The sequence below is a fragment of the Paenibacillus sp. sptzw28 genome (assembly GCF_019550795.1).
Classification (GTDB): domain Bacteria; phylum Bacillota; class Bacilli; order Paenibacillales; family Paenibacillaceae; genus Paenibacillus_Z.
In genome coordinates this window covers 3,121,339-3,140,673 of the sequence record NZ_CP080545.1, presented here as the reverse complement: position 1 = coordinate 3,140,673, position 19,335 = coordinate 3,121,339, and the positions used below count along the sequence as shown (strand labels likewise).

General features: G+C 50.6%; 17 protein-coding genes and 1 pseudogene. 4 read left to right on the top strand and 14 right to left on the bottom strand.

What is annotated here, in order from left to right:
* Positions 1 to 47: 47 nt before the first annotated feature.
* Both KZ483_RS14010 and KZ483_RS14005 read right to left on the bottom strand, forming a co-directional pair.
* The gene (locus KZ483_RS14010; protein ID WP_220347915.1) at positions 48 to 1,823 is read right to left on the bottom strand and encodes an ABC transporter ATP-binding protein; all 1,776 of its coding nucleotides are present in this window, start codon (positions 1,821 to 1,823) and stop codon (positions 48 to 50) included.
* 166 nt (positions 1,824 to 1,989) lie between these two features.
* Positions 1,990 to 2,982, bottom strand: a complete 993-nt coding sequence (locus tag KZ483_RS14005) for a serine hydrolase domain-containing protein (protein ID WP_220347913.1) — start codon at positions 2,980 to 2,982, stop codon at positions 1,990 to 1,992.
* A 218-nt stretch (positions 2,983 to 3,200) separates the two neighbouring features.
* Here KZ483_RS14005 and KZ483_RS14000 point away from each other — a divergent pair, with 218 nt between their 5' ends.
* The gene (locus KZ483_RS14000; protein WP_220347912.1) at positions 3,201 to 3,977 is read left to right on the top strand and encodes an alpha/beta hydrolase; all 777 of its coding nucleotides are present in this window, start codon (positions 3,201 to 3,203) and stop codon (positions 3,975 to 3,977) included.
* 50 nt (positions 3,978 to 4,027) lie between these two features.
* Here the strand turns inward: KZ483_RS14000 and KZ483_RS13995 are convergent, their stop codons facing one another.
* From KZ483_RS13995 to KZ483_RS13985, 3 genes are all read right to left on the bottom strand, one after another.
* The gene (locus tag KZ483_RS13995) at positions 4,028 to 5,338 is read right to left on the bottom strand and encodes a beta-propeller fold lactonase family protein (protein ID WP_220347910.1); all 1,311 of its coding nucleotides are present in this window, start codon (positions 5,336 to 5,338) and stop codon (positions 4,028 to 4,030) included.
* A gap of 694 nt (positions 5,339 to 6,032) precedes the next feature.
* Positions 6,033 to 7,607, bottom strand: a complete 1,575-nt coding sequence (locus tag KZ483_RS13990; RefSeq protein ID WP_220347909.1) for a GMC oxidoreductase — start codon at positions 7,605 to 7,607, stop codon at positions 6,033 to 6,035.
* An 18-nt stretch (positions 7,608 to 7,625) separates the two neighbouring features.
* Positions 7,626 to 9,065, bottom strand: coding sequence for a GMC oxidoreductase (locus KZ483_RS13985; RefSeq protein WP_220353442.1), 1,440 nt, complete (start codon positions 9,063 to 9,065; stop codon positions 7,626 to 7,628).
* A 179-nt stretch (positions 9,066 to 9,244) separates the two neighbouring features.
* Between KZ483_RS13985 and KZ483_RS13980 the strand changes: the two genes are divergently transcribed.
* Positions 9,245 to 10,060 (top strand): ThuA domain-containing protein, encoded by an 816-nt coding sequence (locus KZ483_RS13980; RefSeq protein WP_220347908.1) that lies wholly within the window; start codon positions 9,245 to 9,247, stop codon positions 10,058 to 10,060.
* A gap of 210 nt (positions 10,061 to 10,270) precedes the next feature.
* Here the strand turns inward: KZ483_RS13980 and KZ483_RS13975 are convergent, their stop codons facing one another.
* On the bottom strand, positions 10,271 to 10,882 hold the full coding sequence (locus KZ483_RS13975) for a DUF3298 and DUF4163 domain-containing protein (RefSeq protein ID WP_220347907.1): 612 nt from the start codon (positions 10,880 to 10,882) through the stop codon (positions 10,271 to 10,273).
* A 249-nt stretch (positions 10,883 to 11,131) separates the two neighbouring features.
* Here KZ483_RS13975 and KZ483_RS13970 point away from each other — a divergent pair.
* Positions 11,132 to 11,437: pseudogene (locus tag KZ483_RS13970) on the top strand (AAA family ATPase); the annotation flags it as partial.
* A gap of 117 nt (positions 11,438 to 11,554) precedes the next feature.
* On the top strand, positions 11,555 to 11,890 hold the full coding sequence (locus KZ483_RS13965; RefSeq protein WP_220347905.1) for a winged helix-turn-helix transcriptional regulator: 336 nt from the start codon (positions 11,555 to 11,557) through the stop codon (positions 11,888 to 11,890).
* A 48-nt stretch (positions 11,891 to 11,938) separates the two neighbouring features.
* Here the strand turns inward: KZ483_RS13965 and KZ483_RS13960 are convergent, their stop codons facing one another.
* From KZ483_RS13960 to KZ483_RS13925, 8 genes are all read right to left on the bottom strand, one after another.
* Complete coding sequence (locus tag KZ483_RS13960) at positions 11,939 to 12,688, bottom strand: glycerophosphodiester phosphodiesterase (RefSeq protein ID WP_220347904.1); 750 nt, start codon at positions 12,686 to 12,688, stop codon at positions 11,939 to 11,941.
* A gap of 2 nt (positions 12,689 to 12,690) precedes the next feature.
* Positions 12,691 to 13,695: a CehA/McbA family metallohydrolase gene (locus tag KZ483_RS13955; protein WP_220347903.1), complete on the bottom strand. Its 1,005-nt coding sequence runs from the start codon at positions 13,693 to 13,695 to the stop codon at positions 12,691 to 12,693.
* A gap of 3 nt (positions 13,696 to 13,698) precedes the next feature.
* The gene (locus tag KZ483_RS13950) at positions 13,699 to 14,163 is read right to left on the bottom strand and encodes a hypothetical protein (protein ID WP_220347901.1); all 465 of its coding nucleotides are present in this window, start codon (positions 14,161 to 14,163) and stop codon (positions 13,699 to 13,701) included.
* A 30-nt stretch (positions 14,164 to 14,193) separates the two neighbouring features.
* Positions 14,194 to 15,042, bottom strand: coding sequence for an ABC transporter permease (locus KZ483_RS13945; RefSeq protein WP_220347900.1), 849 nt, complete (start codon positions 15,040 to 15,042; stop codon positions 14,194 to 14,196).
* The gene (locus tag KZ483_RS13940) at positions 15,039 to 16,205 is read right to left on the bottom strand and encodes an extracellular solute-binding protein (protein WP_220347899.1); all 1,167 of its coding nucleotides are present in this window, start codon (positions 16,203 to 16,205) and stop codon (positions 15,039 to 15,041) included. The genes KZ483_RS13945 and KZ483_RS13940 overlap by 4 nt, the downstream gene beginning before the upstream one ends.
* 57 nt (positions 16,206 to 16,262) lie before the next feature.
* Entirely contained in the window at positions 16,263 to 17,294 is a 1,032-nt protein-coding gene (locus KZ483_RS13935; protein WP_220347898.1) for an ABC transporter ATP-binding protein, read from the bottom strand.
* Positions 17,295 to 17,349: 55 nt separating this feature from the next.
* Positions 17,350 to 18,174 (bottom strand): ABC transporter permease, encoded by an 825-nt coding sequence (locus KZ483_RS13930; protein ID WP_220347897.1) that lies wholly within the window; start codon positions 18,172 to 18,174, stop codon positions 17,350 to 17,352.
* A gap of 147 nt (positions 18,175 to 18,321) precedes the next feature.
* The gene (locus KZ483_RS13925; RefSeq protein ID WP_220347896.1) at positions 18,322 to 19,326 is read right to left on the bottom strand and encodes a LacI family DNA-binding transcriptional regulator; all 1,005 of its coding nucleotides are present in this window, start codon (positions 19,324 to 19,326) and stop codon (positions 18,322 to 18,324) included.
* Positions 19,327 to 19,335 lie beyond the last annotated feature (9 nt).

The window sequence follows — 19,335 nt, the reverse complement described above, 5'->3', positions numbered from 1 at the left end:
AATAATAGATGGATCAGGCAATATGGATGGAGGATCATTCGGCCTCACTACACGGAAAGCTTCACATAATCATCCCGATCGTTAAGACGCAGCTGCTGTGTCGCAAATTCCCGGTACAGCCCGTGCGTGCGCAGCAGTTCTTCATGCGTACCGCTTCCGGTCAGCGTGCCCTTCTCAATGAAAACAATTTGATCGGCATCCACCACGGTCGATAACCGGTGCGCAATAACAAGGGTCGTCCGTCCAGTCATGAGGTTTTTGAGCGCTTCCTGGACAACGACCTCCGATTTGCTGTCAAGACTGGACGTTGCTTCGTCAAGCATAAGTATTTGCGGATCGCGCAGGAGCGCACGGGCAATGGCAATTCGTTGTCTCTGTCCACCCGAGAGCTTGACACCCCGTTCGCCGACCTCGGTCTCATAACCGCCTGGCAGCTCGCGGATGAACTTATCGGCATAAGCCATTGCCGCTGCTCTTTCCAGTTCCTCGCGCGTTACTTCGCGATGAATCCCGTAGCAGATATTTTCCCTGATGGAGCCGGCAATGAGCGGGCTTTCTTGCGAGACATAACCGAACTGGCTGCGCCACGATTGAAGAGAGAATGTCCCGATGTCGTCGGGACCAAGGCGAATCCTGCCGCTTGTAGGCTCGTAATAACGCTCCAGCAGCGAGAAGAGCGTTGTTTTGCCGCTTCCGCTCGGTCCGACGATTGCGGTTACTGTGCCCGGCTTTACCTCGAAGCTGATATCCTTTAGGACTGCTTCTCCGTTCGGATATGCAAAGGTCAGCTGGTCGAATGCAATGACTTTATCAGCCCGTTCTACATCATTGCCCGTCTGATGGTCCTCTTCATCGGCATCCAGCATCTCGATAATACGTCCCGTTGCTCCGGTCGTCTTCTGAAATTGCGTAAAGAAGTTCGTAATTTGACTCATCGGCATGACGATCTGGATGAGATAGAGAATAAAAGCGACCAGTTCGCCGGCAGTAAGGGCGCCAGATGAAACACGCATGCCGCCGTACCCCACAATGACGACGAGCAGCAGCATCATAACAAGAAACATAAGCGGCGCAATCATCGCCTGTACCTTGGCTTCCCGTAATCCGAATCCGAACAAATTCGTAATACGGTTCTTACCGTTCATGTATTCCTTCGCCTCGGCATTGGATGACTTCACGAGCCGTATTTCGGACAAGACTTGCGTCAGCACGGTCGTGAAAGACGCAGTCTCATCCTGCAGGCCTTTCGAAATTTTGTACATTTGCCTTCCCAACGGAACGAGAAACAGTGCAGCAACCGGAATCACCCCGAGCATGACCGCGGTCATCCGCCAATCCATATAGAAGAGAACAGTGACGGATCCGATAATGGAGATGATACCGGTAAAGAAGCCGGTCATGTGCTCGGCAATAAGCGACTTGACGGTTCCCGTGTCGTTCGTCATTCGGCTGATCGTTTCCCCGGTCCGGTGCGCGTCGTAGTAGTCGACCTTTAGGACAAGCAGCTTCTTCCACAGCCTGTCGCGCAGCTCGGCGACGACCTTCTGCCCGATCCGGTTAAGCATATAGATCGATACGCCGCTGGCTACGGTTTGAACAATGAACGTGACGGCAATTGCGCTGATTTGTCCCCAGCTCAGGCTGCTGAGCGAGAACCCGTCCACCAGTCTTTTCGTAAACAACGGGATTATGAGCCCGACAATCGTCGAGGCTACGCTCATCATAACTGCAATCGATATTAATACAGCGGATGGCTTCGTCTGCCTGATCAGTTTGATCAAGAGCCTACCGTTTCCTTTTATCTCAGGAATTGTTGTCTGCATCGTTTAATTCCTTTCCGCCCTCCATCAGGCACCAATACTTATCATGCTGATAAGCTTACATTGGTTTTTTGAACTGAATATGAACGGCTTGACTATGCCGGGGTGATGATTCATACGCAGGAGGCGAGCATTGGCGACAGCGGGTAAATATTAATGCCGGGTTCGTTCATTTGGGCACGTTCGGAATGATATGCTCCATCAGCAGCCTTTTGGAATATATCGCGTTGTTCTTCCCTTCCGGCTCTTTACGGATCGCGGCAACAAGCTCCAGCTCAGGCACGACAAATATATACTGGCCCCCGTAGCCTTTGGCAAAATAGTAATCTACCTTCCCGTTATGCTCCTTCGAGGATATCCACCAGTGATACCCGTACGCGCCGAAGATAGGCGGTTCGTAATGAAGGAGCCCCTTGTGACGCATAGTTGTGGAACTATCCACCCAAGCTGCGGGAATAAGCTGCTCGCCTTTCCATTGTCCCCGCTGCAGATACAACAATCCGAATTTCGCCATGTCCTGCGTTGACAAATGAAGCCCTGCTCCGCCTTCATAAACGCCGCCAAAGCTGTTCCATTTCGGCTTGCGGAAGCCGAGCTTATTGAACAAGCGCTCCCTGGCAAATTCATATACCGGCATGCCGGTCGCCTTCGTTAATATAGCCGACAACAAGTGGGAACCGCCTGAGTTGTAAGTGAACACCTCGCCCGGTTCATGCGCCATCGGCTGGTCCAGGACGAACCTCACCCAGTCGCTTGTCCGTTTCATCCGCCAATACGGCTTATCGAAATCAGGCCAATCGAACCCCGGCGTCATACTTAGCAAATGCTTGATGCGGATAGCGCGTTTGCGCTCGTCGTCTGCGTCTTCGAGTTCTGGGAAATATTCCGAAATCGGCTGGTCCAAATCGGCGATATATCCTTGCCCGACTGCGATGCCGATCAAGGCGGACAACAGGCTCTTGGTACAGGAGTAGACGGCTCCGACACGGTCGGTTTGGTTATCATGCCATCTCCAAGCGGTTTCGCCTTTATGAATAATAACGACATCCTTAATATTCCAGACTTGGCAGTCTTTTTGAACTTGTGAAATCCCCAAACGGCCGAAACCATTTGAATCTGGACTGCGCGGCGGTTTATCCGGATCTTCCGTTATCACGCTCATCAAACCGCCCCCTTTCTCTATTCAGTTATACATCAAATTCGTCTATGAACACAAAGTTAAGGCAGTCTGTCCCGGCGCGAAGAGCAAATACCCGGCTCTAAAACGACCGTAATTTGAACGAATTCCATAATTTCTTGTCCTGGATGAAGGTCTTTTAATCATGTATGTTGAAATAGTGTGCTTACACTAAAAAACCTTATCTGGAGGATCAGTTCATAATGGCTCTTATTCAATGTGAATATTATTCCGATGTTCTAGGCTTGTCCACTTCGATGACTGTCATACTGCCGCAAACGGCACACACGCAGATCGGTATGAAGACAACCGCCAACGGCGAAAAGCACAAAACACTTCTGCTCCTGCACGGACTCTCGGACGACCACACGATTTGGCTCCGCCGAACGTCAATCGAACGCTACGCGTCCGCGCTTGGACTTGCCGTGGTCATGCCTGCCGTGCATCGGAGCTTCTACTCGGACATGATCAGCGGCTACAATTATTGGACCTTTATAAGCGAGGAACTGCCGGCATTGGCGCGTTCGTTCTTCCCGCTATCCGACCGCCGCGAGGATAACTTCGTTGCCGGCTTGTCCATGGGCGGGTATGGAGCTTTCAAGCTGGCTCTAAGCTACCCGGAACGTTATCAAGCGGCGGCAAGCTTGTCCGGCGCGCTTTATCTGCCATCCGTGAGGCATCATTTCCCCATTGATTTCGAGAAAATATTCGGCACTCTGGAGCAAGCCGAGAACAGCCCGAACGACTTGTTCAAGCTTGCCGCAGATACCGCCTCCGGCGGAGTATCTCCTCAGCTTTACCAATGCTGCGGAACTGAGGACTTCCTGTATGAGGACAATGTGAAATTCCGCGAATACGCGAAGGAACTAAAGCTGCCTCTGACCTATGAGGAAGAGCCGGGGGATCATGATTGGGGCTACTGGGATCATAAAATTCAACGCGTGCTTCAGTGGCTTCCTCTGCAGAGCGCCAACGTTTAGGCCGGGACTTCCCGGCCTTTTCCTTGGACTGAAGCGCTCGCTTCATCGTCCTATACAAGCCTCATTGGCGTAATCGCTACGCCGGATGGAAAGCTTCCAACCGGGAGGATGGCGACAGGCAAATGGCTTTCTACATCAATGACTGCAACATAACCGAATGTCAGAATGGTTACGTAGACCTTCGATCCGTCACTCGTAACCGCCAAATCGCTCATATTGCTGCCGTTCGGCAAATCGATCGTCGTCAGTATTTCATTTCGGGAAATGTTAATGACGACCAGCTCGTCGCTTCCGCGACTGGCTACGTATGCAATCGCGCCGTCCGGCGTGATGACGATGTTCTGCGGGTCGCTGCCAGGTATAAGAGAAATACTTTTTACGATCCGGTTCGTGGAGGCCTCAATTACATACACTTTTTCGAAGTGAATATCGGATGCATAAATGAATTCTCCGTCCGGTGTAACAGCCGCCGCTGACGGTTTGCTTTTTTTGGGAAGCCTTATCGTTGCCGTTATTGTGTCGCTCGAAGTGTCAATGACGGCGATTGCCCCGGTATTGATCAGACAGCAGTATGCCCGTGTGCCGTCCGGCGTAACAGCTATGGCCGTCGGGTCGCTTCCGGGGGGCAGTGAAATGAGCTTTGCAATCGAATCCGTTTCCGTGTCGATAACGGCCACATAGTCTTCTATCATCGTTGTGACATAGACCTTCCTCCCGCTTGGAGCTGCCGTCACGGCGAATGGAACCGCGCCGATTGGAAAACCGATCTCCGCGCATACCGAGTGTGTTATCGTATCGATCACTCTTACCGTCTTATCTCCCTGGCAGGAAACATAGGCTTTCAGTCCATCCGGTGCAAGATCAAGCAGCCGCGGGCTGCTCCCGGGCGGAAGCGAGATTGTCGCCGCCCTCATGTTGACCCCGGTATCGATGACCGATATCGTGTGCTGGGTATGGTTAGCCACATAAGCCAGCAGCCGTCCCTCCGGCTTTGAGGACATGACGGCCATATGGTGTATGGCCGTCACCTTGCCTTCTGTATTCCTCTCCATCATTGCAGCAGTAACATCCCCTGCCCCTGGTCCGCTAACAATCACGCGGACGCCAAAGGTTTGCAGCCCATTCATATCATAATCAACCGTGAATGCGCAGCCGGGTTCCACCACAGGCTGAAGAGCGGCGATTTCAAGCGTGGTGAAGTGCAAGCTCCCATAGTTTTCTTCTTCTAAGGAAGGCAGAATCTCATAGATTTGGAAACCGGCTACCGCCTTATGTCTGCCCATGTTCAGAGCGGTTATTGAAAGATGTGTCATACGCGATTCGTCCCGATTACTCAGGAGTCCCGTATCCAATACCGGCATGCGGACGCCTCCTCCATTCTTTCTTTCTCTATGCTATGAATTGATAGAGAGAATGGCGCGGGGTATTCCACTATGAAGGATTGGTAGATTGCGTATGCTGCTTAATGCAGACTTAAGACTGCCGACCCACTGGCTTGAGTTAGCTTTTCAGGCACGAGCTAATGTTAATACCCTATTAAACACTTTAAGTTTACATAATATTAATTATGTAAACTTAAAGTGTTCGCGTACCGAACACAACTCCCTTATTTTCTTATTTAAACCATTTTTATGCTGAAAAGCCGTTAAATTTAATCAGGTTATTTTATCGTTTTGTATAGAAAGGAAGCCTGTCGTTTCCGATAGCTTAATCAGGGGGTAAAGCTTTCCGTTCTCAATGTCACCTTCCCAATGCTCAACCTGCCTAAAAATTATATTATATTCAGAACTTCTTTTTTTAAAAGATGCGTCAGATAAATACTGTTCATTATCGTTAAATACGCTTACGCTCTACAATGTCGGCGATACGTTCTTCCTGTAAGCGGGCGGGGATGTGTTGTTATCGAGCACCGGCCTGGGCCCCGAAAGTCCCTTCCGGCGCAGCTTGAAGTATGAAGTGCTCCAGCGGGGAATCAAGTCGGACTCCTTTCTGTACAAATGGGAAGGAAACACGTATGCGGTGTCATTATCTCACTTGCCTTTCTGCTCCTACTAATTATGGTAAAAGATGAGGCTGAACTGCAGCTATATAATCTGCCGTTCGTATCGCCAAAGCGACTGTTGTTAAAGTAGGATTGGCGGGTCCGGACAGACGAACGACGCTGTTGTCAGCCACGAACAGGCCGGGAACACTATGGATCTGTCCGAAAATGTCGGTTGCCGATGTATCGGGATCCAGTCCCATCCGGCATGTCCCGCATTCAGCATTGTCTTCCCCCGGGACAAGAAGACGGGGTGCATTATCGAACTCGAGTCCCATAACCCCCACTGCTTTCCCCAGGAATTTGAACTGCTCGGCAATCATCACACGGTCTTGATTACTGTACGAAAACTTAACCTGCAGTCGGGGGACGCCGTACTCATCTTCTGTTCCCGGCACGAGAAAAACGTGGTTTTCAAACCGCGGCTCCATTGTCCCCTGGCAGAAAAACCGGAATTTCAACTGGTTTAAATACGGTTTGTCTTGGTACGCATACCAATAATATTCTTCCGGATCGGGAGCCATCCCGTTCATTAATATTCGGCTGTTGTCCGGATGCGGAATCATAAGGCTCGCCACTCCAGATACTTCCCCGAATTGGTCCCGGTTTCCCTTGGCCGTCGAGATCACCCTCGGGTGATTGACCAAATAATGTCCGATTGCTTTCCCGGGAATACCGGAGTAGAAAAGAAGGCGAGGCGTCTCCCATGTTCCGGCTGAGACGATAACCGTTTTAGCGGTGATTGTATAACTTTTCCCGCCCGGAGTCATAGCCGTTACGCCAGCCGCTCTTCCATTCTCGGTGAGCACTTGAACCGCCCGGGTATTGACAGCAAGATCGAAAGTCCTGATATTCAGGGCTCTGGCAAAAAAGTTGATCGAACTGGCGAACACATTCGAATGGATGATGCCGAATTGCGACGCCTGAAGATCGGCGGCAATGGGCAGCGCTTGGGCATCGGCAAGCCCTCGCGCCCGAAGCCGCTGCAGAAGCGTCTGCTGGATCGACGACCCCTTGGCATAGTCGGTCGTTACATCCATCATTTCTTCGGCTATCAGATAGTATGGGACAATGTCCTTATACGGTATCGGCCACGATTCGAAATGCACAGCGGATAACCGGGGCGTCATTAAATTCCATTTCAGCGTTCTGCCTCCTAGAGCCCTGATAATCCTTGCTCCCGGGTATTCCGGCCAATGCTTTCCGATATATTCCGTATGCAGGGGATTCGAGAAATATTGAACGAAACGTTCCTGGTCCATTGTCGGAAGATTTCGCCCGTGAGTCGGCAGGAGCAGCGGGCCCGATTCGATTATCCCGATTTTTTTCCCGGATCTTGCCCACTGTTCGCACAGTCTCCATAGAACGGCCCCGCCACCGGCTCCACTGCCGACGATCAGGGCGTCGTAATCGGTTTGCGCCATTTTCTCCAGAGGGGTCAGCGGCATCCAATGTTCCAGCGGAATTCCGGGAGGAATCCATTGTTTGTGCGTTGTGGACGGAATAAACGGGTTACGAGGCTCCCGGTCTGCTATACGCTGGCGAACGTCCGGGCTGGAAAACGGTTGGTCTTTTGAATATCCGGTCATGTTCGTCCCTCCCCCTCCTCAACTGGACGTTTCGACGATATAGTCGGCAGTGCGCATGGCGAGCGCCATTGTCGTCAATGTAGGGTTAGCCCCTGCGGTGAGCGACAGTACACTGTTATCTGCAACGAATAGCCCAGGGATGCCGTGAATTTGTCCGTAACGGTTACACGCTGAAGTAGCGGGGTTATCACCCATTCTACATGTTCCCGACTCATGTTTAATGCTTCCCGGCGGCCATAACTCGGGCGCCTGAAGAGGCGACATGTTCAGGGTTTCTACCCATTTGCCCGTCGAAACGAGCATCTGTTCAATAATGGCCATATCCCGGCTGCTCCACGAAAACTCGACGCCGATCCCTGGGACGCCGTATGCATCAAGTTGGTTTGGATTAAGATAGACACGGTTCTCAAGCCTTGGCTCGACCGTTCCATAGGTGTAGAACAAGAACTTGAGCGAATCGGCCACAGGCGGTTCCACAAATTGCTGATAGAGAGTCGGTCCTAACAAGAGCATATGAAATCTTCGTTGTTCCGAGTCCGGCACATAAATCTTGGATGTACCCAGTACCTCGGGAAACATCTGCCGGTTGGCCGTCGCCTCGGCACTTACGAAAGAATGGTCGACCAAATTTCTGCCGATCGCCTCCCCCGGAATGCCGGAATGGAGCAGAATGCGCGGAGTTTCTAACGTGCTTGCCGACAAAATGACTGTTCTCGCGGAAATGAAATGCGTTTTCCCATCCCAAGTCATAACCTTGATACCGGCGGCTTTTCCTTTCTCGGTAAACACCTGCAAAGCACGGGTCCTTACGCTAAGATCGAACGGTCTGGTATTCAGCGCATAAGCCATATAAGAAATGGAGCTGAAAGCGGGGTCCGAATGAACTTGCCCGAATTGAGTCGCTTGAGGGTCCAACGCAAGCGGTACGGTCGTTGCCTCCGGTAGACCTCCGGTACGCGAGCGTTCCAGAAGGATGTCCTGGACCGCAGAGCCCAGAGAATAGATCGTGTTAACCTTCATAATCCGTTCCGCAATATTGTAGTAAGGAGCAATCTCCCGATAAGTTATCGGCCAAGTTTCGAAAGTGAACGGAGGGAAACGCGGGCTCTCCATCGCCCAAAATAAGGTTCTTCCTCCAAGAGCCCTTATGAGGATCACATTCGGAAAATCAGGCAGCCGATTCCCGATATAATCCGAATGGGCAGATTGGAACAGCTCGAAACGGGGGCCGTTAAAAACGGGTATGTTCGCGGCATGTGTCGGAAGCAGCAGGTCCCCGGCCTCGACGAGGCCGATTCGCTTGCCGTTTCGTCCCCATTTCTCGCACAGCCGCCATAGTGCTGCTCCTCCCCCTGCGCCGCTGCCGACAATAATGACGTCATAGTCAGTCTGCGCCATCTTCTCGATCGGGGTGAGCGGAATCCATTCTTTCATGTCGTTTTGCGAAGGATTCAGCATCACAGACGTTCACACCCTTATCGTAGTAATACTTCATACCTATGTTGTAGACAACCCAATTCATGCACCGACTGTACATTTTCGTTGATGAGTTCTGTCGGAGGAATGTGCCCGGCTGGAATAAGAAGTCCACAAGGTGGGGAAAATCTACAAAAGTACCGATATAAAGGAGATAAGCAATGAAAAGCGACTTACGCATTTCGATTAAACGGCTCTTTCTGCTGCTCGGAGTGTTCCTCATGGCTGCGACGGTTGTCTCCCCGGCGCCTGCGGGATTGGCCAAGGGAAAGCCGGCCTTCAGACTGCTCGTCTTTACGAAAACCACCGGTCACCATCATGACTCTATTCCGGAAGCGAAGGAAGCCGTGCGCAAGCTGGCCGCCGAGAACAATTTCGCCGCGGATTTTACCGACGATGCGGAGAAATTCAACGACGCCAACCTGGCGAAATATGACGCGGTCCTGTTTCTTCTGACAACCGGGGAACTACTGAATCCGGACCAGCAAGCCGCGTTCGAACGCTACATTCGAGCCGGACACGGTTATGCCGGCGTGCATGCGGCAGCCGACGCCGAGTATGACTGGCCATTCTACGGGGAACTCTTGGGCGCGTACTTCGACGACCATCCGATGTATCCGGATCCGGAGGTTCAAAGAGGGGTTGTCCGTGTGGAGGATCCGACTCATCCGTCGACTTATTTTCTGCCGAAAGCTTGGTTGCGATTGGACGAGTGGTACAATTACCGGACCAATCCCCGCGATAAAGCGCATATCCTGCTCAATTTGGACGAGAGCACGTATAAAGGCGGCACAATGGGTGCGGATCATCCTATCGCATGGTGCCGGAATTATTCGGGCGGACGATCCTGGTACACCGGCCTCGGCCACACGATAACATCCTATCATGAGCCTTTATTTCTGCAGCATCTTCTCGGGGGTTTACAATGGGCAGCCGGTGTTAAGCCAGGAAGGTGCGAAGCAGCCCCTCAGAAATAACACTGAATCGGACGATACGAAGGGCAACTTCGGCCGGACGCTTAAGCTGCCTATTGCCCAAATTAAAAGGACTGCACAGTCGGCATATCAAGACTGAGCAGTCCTTTTCTGCTTTTTCACCGGGCATTTCCAAGACGTCATCATCGGCATAAGAACCATCGAACCGGTAACTCTGTCATGCTCAATCGTCATTCTGCCATGAACAGCCTTCTAATCGTTCACCGCCATAACCGCGAGCGGTCCAGTGGGGTTGATGATATCGGCAATGTCGTAAACCGGTATCGGAAAATAAGGAAAACCGAACGCATACGGCGTCAGCTCGAACAAGGGGAAGTAAATCACAAGCGCGCGATCGGCGATATAAAATGGCTGATTTGGAAGTATCGTCCGGAACGGCTCCAGCGTGGCAATTTGGCGTGATTCGATCTGTGCCCGGATCAAATCCGATAAACGCTTGACGTATGCGCTGCCGGGCTCAAACAAGTCCGCCAGTGAATAAGATTTGCCGCTTGTAATGTCGAGTGTATACGAGTGCTGGAGGGTAATCCCATGAGCCCCGCCGGTATAAGCGTAATTAAATAGCGATAAGCTAAGCACGGCTTTTTCGTTCGTTTTCAATTCAAACCAGCCCTTCATTTCCGCGCGTGGATCGTCAAGCGATCCATGATCGCCGACCAATAGGCTGGCTGCAATGCGAAGCAATTTGTTTATTTCGTTCTGTGCAGCCTGGTTGTAAAGTCCGCTCACGACAGGAACCCACAGCTCTGCCTTCGGAAAAGTAACGCGGGAAGCTTGAATGACAGCCGGAAAATGAAATGCCATACTCGGGACACCTGCCTATACGAGTGATGTTCCATTGTATGCGTCAACAGCTTTTTTGCCACTAAGGCGTCCGGGAACAGCATATTCCATATGAAACCGCGAGCAAAACCGGCGGAGGGGTTAAAATCAGTACTTGCCTCGTGAAAGGATCGCCATCATCGCCCCCATTTTCGGATTGCCTCCTCTGTTAGTGCCCCTTTTTCCAAGCCATGCCCAGCTCAAAGCTGAAGCAGCGATGTCACAAATTTTGCATTCATGAACCGCTTAAAGGGTAACGGACTGTATATGATGGACGAGCCAGAGGCGGCACTCTCTCCATTCCGTCAACTATCCATGTTATCGAGGCTCCACGACCTTGTCCAAAAACACTCGCAGTTTATTATTTCTACCCACTCTCCTATTCTCATGGCTTTTCCCGACGCAATCATTTATCAACTTACTACAAATGGGATTAAGGCAGTGACTTTGGAGCAAACGGACCATTTTAATCTTACGCAGCAATTCTTAAATAACCGGCACAGGATGCTGAGGGAACTATTTCGGAACGAAGAATAGCCACACGTAAGAGACAAATGTTTAAAAAATAAGTCACTTAAAAAATATAGGCTTTCCGCTTCTGATTGTGTGTTATTATTCCAAGGTTTATAATGAAGAGAAGAACGAGGTGATACGATGGAACAAGCGCAAATTTGCCCACGGTTTGAGAAAGCGATTGAAATACTGAGCAAACGGTGGACGGCATTAATTATATTTCAACTGCTTTCCGGCCCGCAGCGTTTCGCCAAGATTGAGAATTCCTTAACGAACTTAAGCGGTAAAGTACTCTCCGACCGTCTGAAGGAACTCGAAGCCGAAGGGCTCATCAAAAGAGACGTATACCCGGAAATACCGGTACGTATTGAGTATTCATTAACGGCAAAAGGTCATGCCCTTGCTCCTCTCTTCGTAGAGATCGGGAACTGGGCCGACCAATGGATTGAAGCTGCACAAGTCACGGAAAACCAATAAAGAACGCCAACCGGCATTCTTTATTGGTTTTTTTCCGTCAATAGTAAATTACGAACTATGCTTAAATCCAACCATCGCCTTCACATTTCTCGTTGTCAAGGAATAAACGCCCATTCGGGCAAAGCTTTGCATTTGAGACTCATCATTTACCGTCCAAACGTAAACGGGAAGGTTATGGGCATCCGCAGCCTCTATCAGATCTGTTCGAACGAACCGGTAATCGATGTTGATTCCGGAACATGATGCGGCTAAAGCATCCTCAATAGTCTTCCCCACCGCTTCAGTGTAGCCTCGTGTCAGGAACAGTCGGACATCGGCATTCAGCAGCTTTCTAATATCGGGACAGATCCTCTCAGCCAACTGGGCTCGCTGGATCCCGCATCCCGTAAAAAAGATTTGATCCTGCATGTTGTATTTGCGGGCTAAGGCAGCGGCCGCTTCAATGCTTCCGTCCGTCTTAAGGTCGCAGTTAATCATCTTCCCTGAACTCCTGATGAGCGATAATAATGATTTCAAGTCGGCAATACGGATCGTCTCTCCGCCCTTGGCATGTGCAGCTATGATATTCATTTCCCGAAGCTCCGGATAGGTCAGATGTGACAGGCGATACTTCGTTCCTTCGGGTAGGCGCACCTCATCATCATGGAACAGTACAGCTACGCCGTCCCGGGTGACGCGGATATCTTCTTCTATAATATCGGCTCCCAGCTTGATTCCCGTTTCAGCAGAGATCAAGGTATTATCGGGGCAGTTCATACACCCGGTATGGGCGGTGACGAGCGGAAATGATCTTGACACTATTACCCCCTGCTTCCGTTTGAGAAATAGACCGCATTGGTAAATGCGATCAATACCTTCGCGTGTCTGATCGTTCCCCACAGCTCGGCTCTCGCCCATATCAGACCGGTCTGCAGGAAGTCCATTAGATACTCTTTATCCTCTGCACGTATGGCTTTTTCGGCTAGCAGGCCTGTATTGCCGATGATTCGCAGCTTGAAATTCTGATCCGGAATATCCCAAACGCCTTTACGTACGGAAAAATCCGCATGAACCCGGGCACGAACCGTTTCCGTCTCGTCAGAGGGGGGAACCAGATCGCCGTTTATATAGCTGCCTTGTGAATGCTCGATCGTCAATGTGATCAACGGACCAATCGTTACTGAAGTCCTGCCTTTAGATAAAGCATGAACGGCCCTTTCTCCTATCGGTCTGTCTCCCTCTTCGATTCCCAAATATGTAACGGAAACAAGCTCTTCCGTATTGCTTTGCTCATGCCAGTCCCTTCCGGATACGGCAGCAATGCGATACCCTTCGTTTAACCGTTCTGTCCAGAGACTGAAGGCGCGTGCATTGGCATGCTTAACGGGCGGGAACGTTCCGGACCACACCTCGATATAGTCCAGAGCGTTCCAGTCGCGGATATTAAATTTCCAGAAGCATCCTGTGCAGATCGGGCTTCCGATACGGAACGGATGGGCCATGCCGGCGATGCCGCCCTGCTCATGCACCTTGGCGATTCCTTGGTCGATATCATTGACGCCTACCGTACGCCAGTCCACGAATTGGCTTAGGCCGATCGTTACCATATGTCCATAAAAGGTAGTCCATTCCATGCCCGGAATGATCGTAATCCCGGTCACTCGTTCAACGGTTTCCCGGTCCGCGAGGCCGGTCATCGTGTTATGATCGGTCAGCGCAATGCATTCGAAACCGAGCGATTTGGCGCCTTCTGCCAGCTCGTGCAAGCTTTGGCGGCCGTCGCTGTGAAACGTATGAGTATGAAGCTCGCAGGCTATCCAGCGCATTGGCTACTCCCCTTCCTCCCAAACCTGAAGCTCATAATCGCATCTCTCCGTTACGATTGCGTGAAGACTCAGGGTCACCTTCCACCATCCGCCGGGCAGTTGACCGCTCACAAGACCCGGAGATGCTCCCGATTCCGACAGATAAAGTTCCTGCACCGGATCATGGCGGTGCCCTGCACCCCTGTGGCGCTCCGGATCGTCCACGGAAAACGTAATCAGGTTTTGCAGCGGGAGGAACCTTTCCCATCTGGATTTTACCGCCTCGTTGTGCTCGGGCGCAGTGTATTTATCAATACTGTCCAATATCATCTCCCTCGACCGTTCCAGGTCCACCAATCGCTTGGGGGTGTAAGCGAAGCGTATACACAATTTACTTGCCGCCTGCTCGAGATGGAACTGGTAAGTGATATGGCTTCGCGAGCATACCGGTGTCACTTGGCCTTTCACATCGACATACAACATTCTCATTCCCCCATCACAGGCAAGTGGGATTGCAGGTCAAGACGAACGGGAAGCCTTATCTTCTTTAATCATAGTACGAATATAGAAATAGCCCATTACGGAGCAGAGCAGGAACATAAAAACGGCGACGGCTGAAGCCAGCTCTTCCTCTTGATACACACCGAAAATCTGTTCCATCGCGACACCCAGCATTTGCGGAGCATTCGGACCAATCAGAAACGGAGCGGTGAAGGATCCGATAACGCCCATGAACACGAAGGTGAGCGCTACGAGCAGCGTTTTGTACGAGAGTGGCAAAATAACCCGAAAAAATATGGCGAGTCTCCCAGCTCCTACGTCCTTTGCGCTCTCGATGACCGAATTGTTTATCCCTGAAAGCGCGGAGCTCAGCAGCATAGTGGTGAACGGGATATTAAACCACATATTCGCAAGAATAATCCCCCGGGCATCATAGATGATCCGAGGCAGCGGGGCATCCGTGAATAGTAGAAGAAAACTGGATAACCAGCCATGATTGCCGTACATGTTGATCAATCCGTAGGTTGCGATTACGCCGGGAATGAACATCGGGATCATATACGTTCTTTTGATCCACCCCGCCATAACGCCTGAGCTGAACCGCATGTACACCGCTAATGCATAACTGGAGGCCAATACCAAAATAACCGAAATTACCGTTATTTTCAGCGTATATATCACGTTGGAACGCATGACTTTGTCAGTAAATATATAGATGTAATGGGACAGATCATACCCGCCTGAATCGTTCTTGAAGCTTTCGACGAACGCCAGAAAAATAGGAACAATGACAACGGCAAATAGGATTAAAAAAGAAGGGATTACGAGAAGTAATCCCAAAATCCCTGTTTTCACATTTTTATTCATTGCGCGGCAACATCGCTTTGCCAACGTTTTTGAATATCCTTGCTCAACTCTCCGATATTAAAGGTTCGGTAGCCCGCAGCGACACCTTTAAAAGCGTCCTGAATGTCTTGGGGCATATTGCTCAATTTGATGCCTGGAAAACCGTGCATTTTGTTAACGATAATCGACTGCGCTTCCGGAGTTAATACGAAATTCAGAAACTTTGCAACCGCATCCTTCTTATCAGACCCTTTAGGCACCATCAAGTAGGTTGGTCCGCCCGTGAATCCGGGATTTAACTGTTTCAGAACCGTCGATTTCGGCAGCAGGCCTTCATCGATTTGCTGCAGCCCCATATCCGACCAAGCTGGAATCATGTCCACTTCGCCTCTGGCCAGAAGATCAAGGGTTCCCTGGTTTTTCTTCGGATAGATGCCTTTACCGTACATGAACGGACCGAGCTCCTTGAGCAGAGCAAAGCCCTTGTCCCACTGCTTCTCAACGCTTGGATCGGCATTGTTGATTGCATCATCAGGCAGAAAGTTGTATATCGCCGTTTGAACGAAGGAGTCACCCGATCCTCCGGTAGTCGGATCGTTATAGGCAAAGCGTCCGGGATGCTTGCGAATCCAGTCGTAAAGTTCACCCAGTGTACTCGGCGCATCCTTCACGGTATCTCCGTTATAAGCGAGTACGACGGCAGACGAACGGTAAGGGAGAGCCAGATTCGACACAGCTTTCATCGTCTCCGCATCCACTTTATCAATATTCGGAATGCTTGCGCTGCTCAGCGTATCCCAAAGATCTTCTTTCTGCCCTTTCGTGACATCTCCCAAGCCGCCTTCATACAGGTCAATGCCGCCGGATCCGTTATTCGATTGTTTGGCTGCGGCCAAACGGTCGAGCGTCGGCTGGGCCGCCGTCCCGGATGGAAGATAGACAAGTTTTACTTTAACATCCGGATTTTGTTTCTCGAAAATTGGCGTTAGAGTATCCCACAATTCTTTGACGTTATTCGACCCTGTGAAATAGAATGAGAATTCGGTCGTAGAATTAGCGGCAGCGGCGCTTGTTTCGGATAAAGAGCCGGAGTTTGCACCGGATTTGTTTGCGCATCCGGCAAGCACAGTTAAACCGAAAATAAATACGAGAGACATAATAAACAGCTTCTTCGTTCTAAACATACAGTAGTTCCTCCCTCAAGATCTGGTCTATTGACGTTTTCTTGTGAACGGTTCCCATTACATGCTCTGAAATGCCATTGTTTTCGAGAAATTCACGTTCAGGACTTTACCCGAATAAAGTTCATCGACCGACTGGCGCGGTTGAAACGCTCTGATGACGCCGTGCGTCTTCAAATCAACGGTAACTTCGGCATAATGCCCCAAAATCATGACCTGCTTCACCACTCCTGAGAGTCCTTCCTCTCTGTCGCTGACAAAAGTGACGTCTTCCGGCCGAACAGCCAATGTGACATCTCCGGACAGCTTGCCGGCAGCCGTGAATTCCATATGGTCTACTCGAACCCTGCCTCCATCTACCACTCCCTTCAAAAAATTCATTTTCCCGATAAATTGCGCTACATAAAGACTTTGCGGGCTATCGTAAATAACCTGCGGTGACGCTATTTGCTCGATATGGCCATGATTCATGACAACGATCCGATCGGATAAGGAGAGAGCCTCCTCCTGATCGTGCGTGACAAAAACCATAGTCAAACCGGAATCTGCTTGAATCTCCCGGAGTTCCTCCCTCATTTCATGACGAAGCTTGGCATCCAATGCGGAGAAGGGCTCGTCCAGCAGAAGTACCGCCGGCTTCAACAGGAGCGACCGGGCCAGGGCGACCCGCTGCTGCTGTCCTCCGGAAAGCTCGCTAGGATATTTATTCTCCGAGTTCGGCAGCCGGACCAGCTCCAATACTTCGGTTATCGCCTTACGAATCTCCGCTTTTCCCTGCTTGCGGATCTTAAGACCGAAGGCCAGGTTATCGTAGACTGTCATATGCGGCCATAAATTATATGCTTGAAAAACCATGGAGGTCGGACGCTTCTCAGGCGGAAGTTTAAGTACGCTTCTTCCTTCGATCAGAATGTCGCCCGAATCCGGTTCCAGGAAGCCTCCGATGCTCCGAAGCACCGTCGTCTTTCCACAGCCGGAAGGCCCGAGCAGGGTTATCAGCTCGCCTTTACCGACATCAAGCGAGATTCCCGTCACGCCGTCCCCCGTTTTGTAGCGTTTGGTTAATTGTTGAACCGATAATTGGGTGGTCATAGATACCTCCGGGAAGCAGCCAATTTAATTTAGTTGATTGTCTGATGGGCTGAAATCATTTGACTTGAAACCCGCCCGCAAGCAGATCGGCACTCACGAACCGCTGGGCTGCAACGAGCAAAATAATCGTCGGAGCCGTAAGAATAATGGAGAAAACAGCGCCTGCATTGCTTGGAAAATCGGAAATGATAGAGTACATCACAATCGGCATCGTTTTAAAATCGGGGATTCCAACCAGGAATGTCCCCTGCGCTTCGTCCAGTGAATTCAGAAAAGTGAAAACGGATGCCACCGTTATCGCAGGCATTGCCATCGGCAGCGTAATGCTACGAAATACCCGGAATGGCGATGCACCCACATCTTTCGCGGATTCCTCCTGCGCTTGATGGATGTTCCGAAAAGCCGCAGTGGGAATCCAGGTCATAAACATAAGTACATTTACAATATGAATGAGGACAACGCCGATCAATGTGTTCATGAGCCCAAGCTTGTAGAAGAGTACGGCGATCGCCACATACAAGCCCATCTTCGGAAAAGCGTGCGTGAGCAAAAAAGAAAACAGGAAGAATCGGCTAAGCGGAAACCGGATGCGGGCAAATGCATAAGCAGCGGGAATGCAGATCACAATCGACAACGCGGTCACGATCGATGCGATCATAAAGGATAAACTGATGGATTGAACCACATCCTCCTGTTTAAATACGAACGACCACCACTTAATCGACCAGGTTTGCGGAAGCAAGCCGGGATAACGCCAACTGCCGCTGAAGGCCAGAACCGCCAGGTTCAATAACGGGCCCATAAAGAAAATGAGAAATGCGGCCAATAGAACAAACTCTACGATCCTCCGCGTTCCCAAGGCTCGGAAATACCAGCGCATACGACAAATCCAACTCCTTATTCGATGAAATCTCGATAGTGGGAACGTTCCCATACGTCATGAATCTAAATACAATGTAAGGCACAACTGTTAGTAGGATGTTATGCGCAGGTGTTAATATTGTAAATCACCTGAAAGCACCTGCCGCTAGGTCGTTTCTCTGATGATGAGACGGGGTTCGCATTCGACTTCGTTAAGAGGGGATTGCTCCGAGTTAATCAAACGGTCCAGCAGGAGCACCGCTTCCCGTCCCATTTTTACTTTGTCAACCCCAACTGTCGTCAATGACGGATGATACATAGCAGCAAGGTCCACGTCATCGTATCCCATAACCGCTATCTGCGAGGGAACGCGCACTCCTTGCTCCATCAGAAACTTCATGGCGCCAAGGGCAATCATGTCATTGGTTGCAAATAAGGCGGTATAGCGCCGCCGGCAGAACCCAGACCAATGACGGGAAATCGTTTCGTATCCGGCTTCAAACGTTGAAGCGGGCGACTGATAAACCGAATCCGGCGGTACGGGAAATCCGGAACGCTCCGCAAACCCAAGAAATCCCTGTAACCGGAGAAAGTGGCTGCGGTGAGCCTGCGGACCGGCTATGATGCAAATTCGGCGGTGGCCAACATGATGAAGATGTTCCGCTGCCAGTTCTCCGCCCTTATCATCCTGGTTCACAATGCGGATGACTTCTTCGTCCTCCGTCGTGCCGTTAATCATTAAATAGGGAACGCCGAAGCTCTTTATATATTCAATCACGTTATTCCGCAGCCGACTGATAAGGATTAGGCCGTCGACTCTTTTTTCCAGCATGAAATCGGCGGACCGAAGAGACATTTCTTGATCGGTCATGACGAATACGGAATAACCGAGCGGTTCCGCAGCGGACAGAATGGCGTCGAGAATTTTGCCATACAAGGGATGGGAAGCAACCGGTTGTTGGTCGCGATATATGATAACCCCTATATTATGGGTTCTCTTGGACACCATAGCGCGAGCTACCGCATTCGGTTTATATTGCAGCGCCTCAATAACATTCATTACTTTCCCCCTCGACTCCTCACTTGCATAGCCTTGACCGGTAATGACTCTCGATACCGTAGACTTCGATACACCTGCCATTTCTGCAATTTCCTTAATGGTATATGCCATCCACGATTG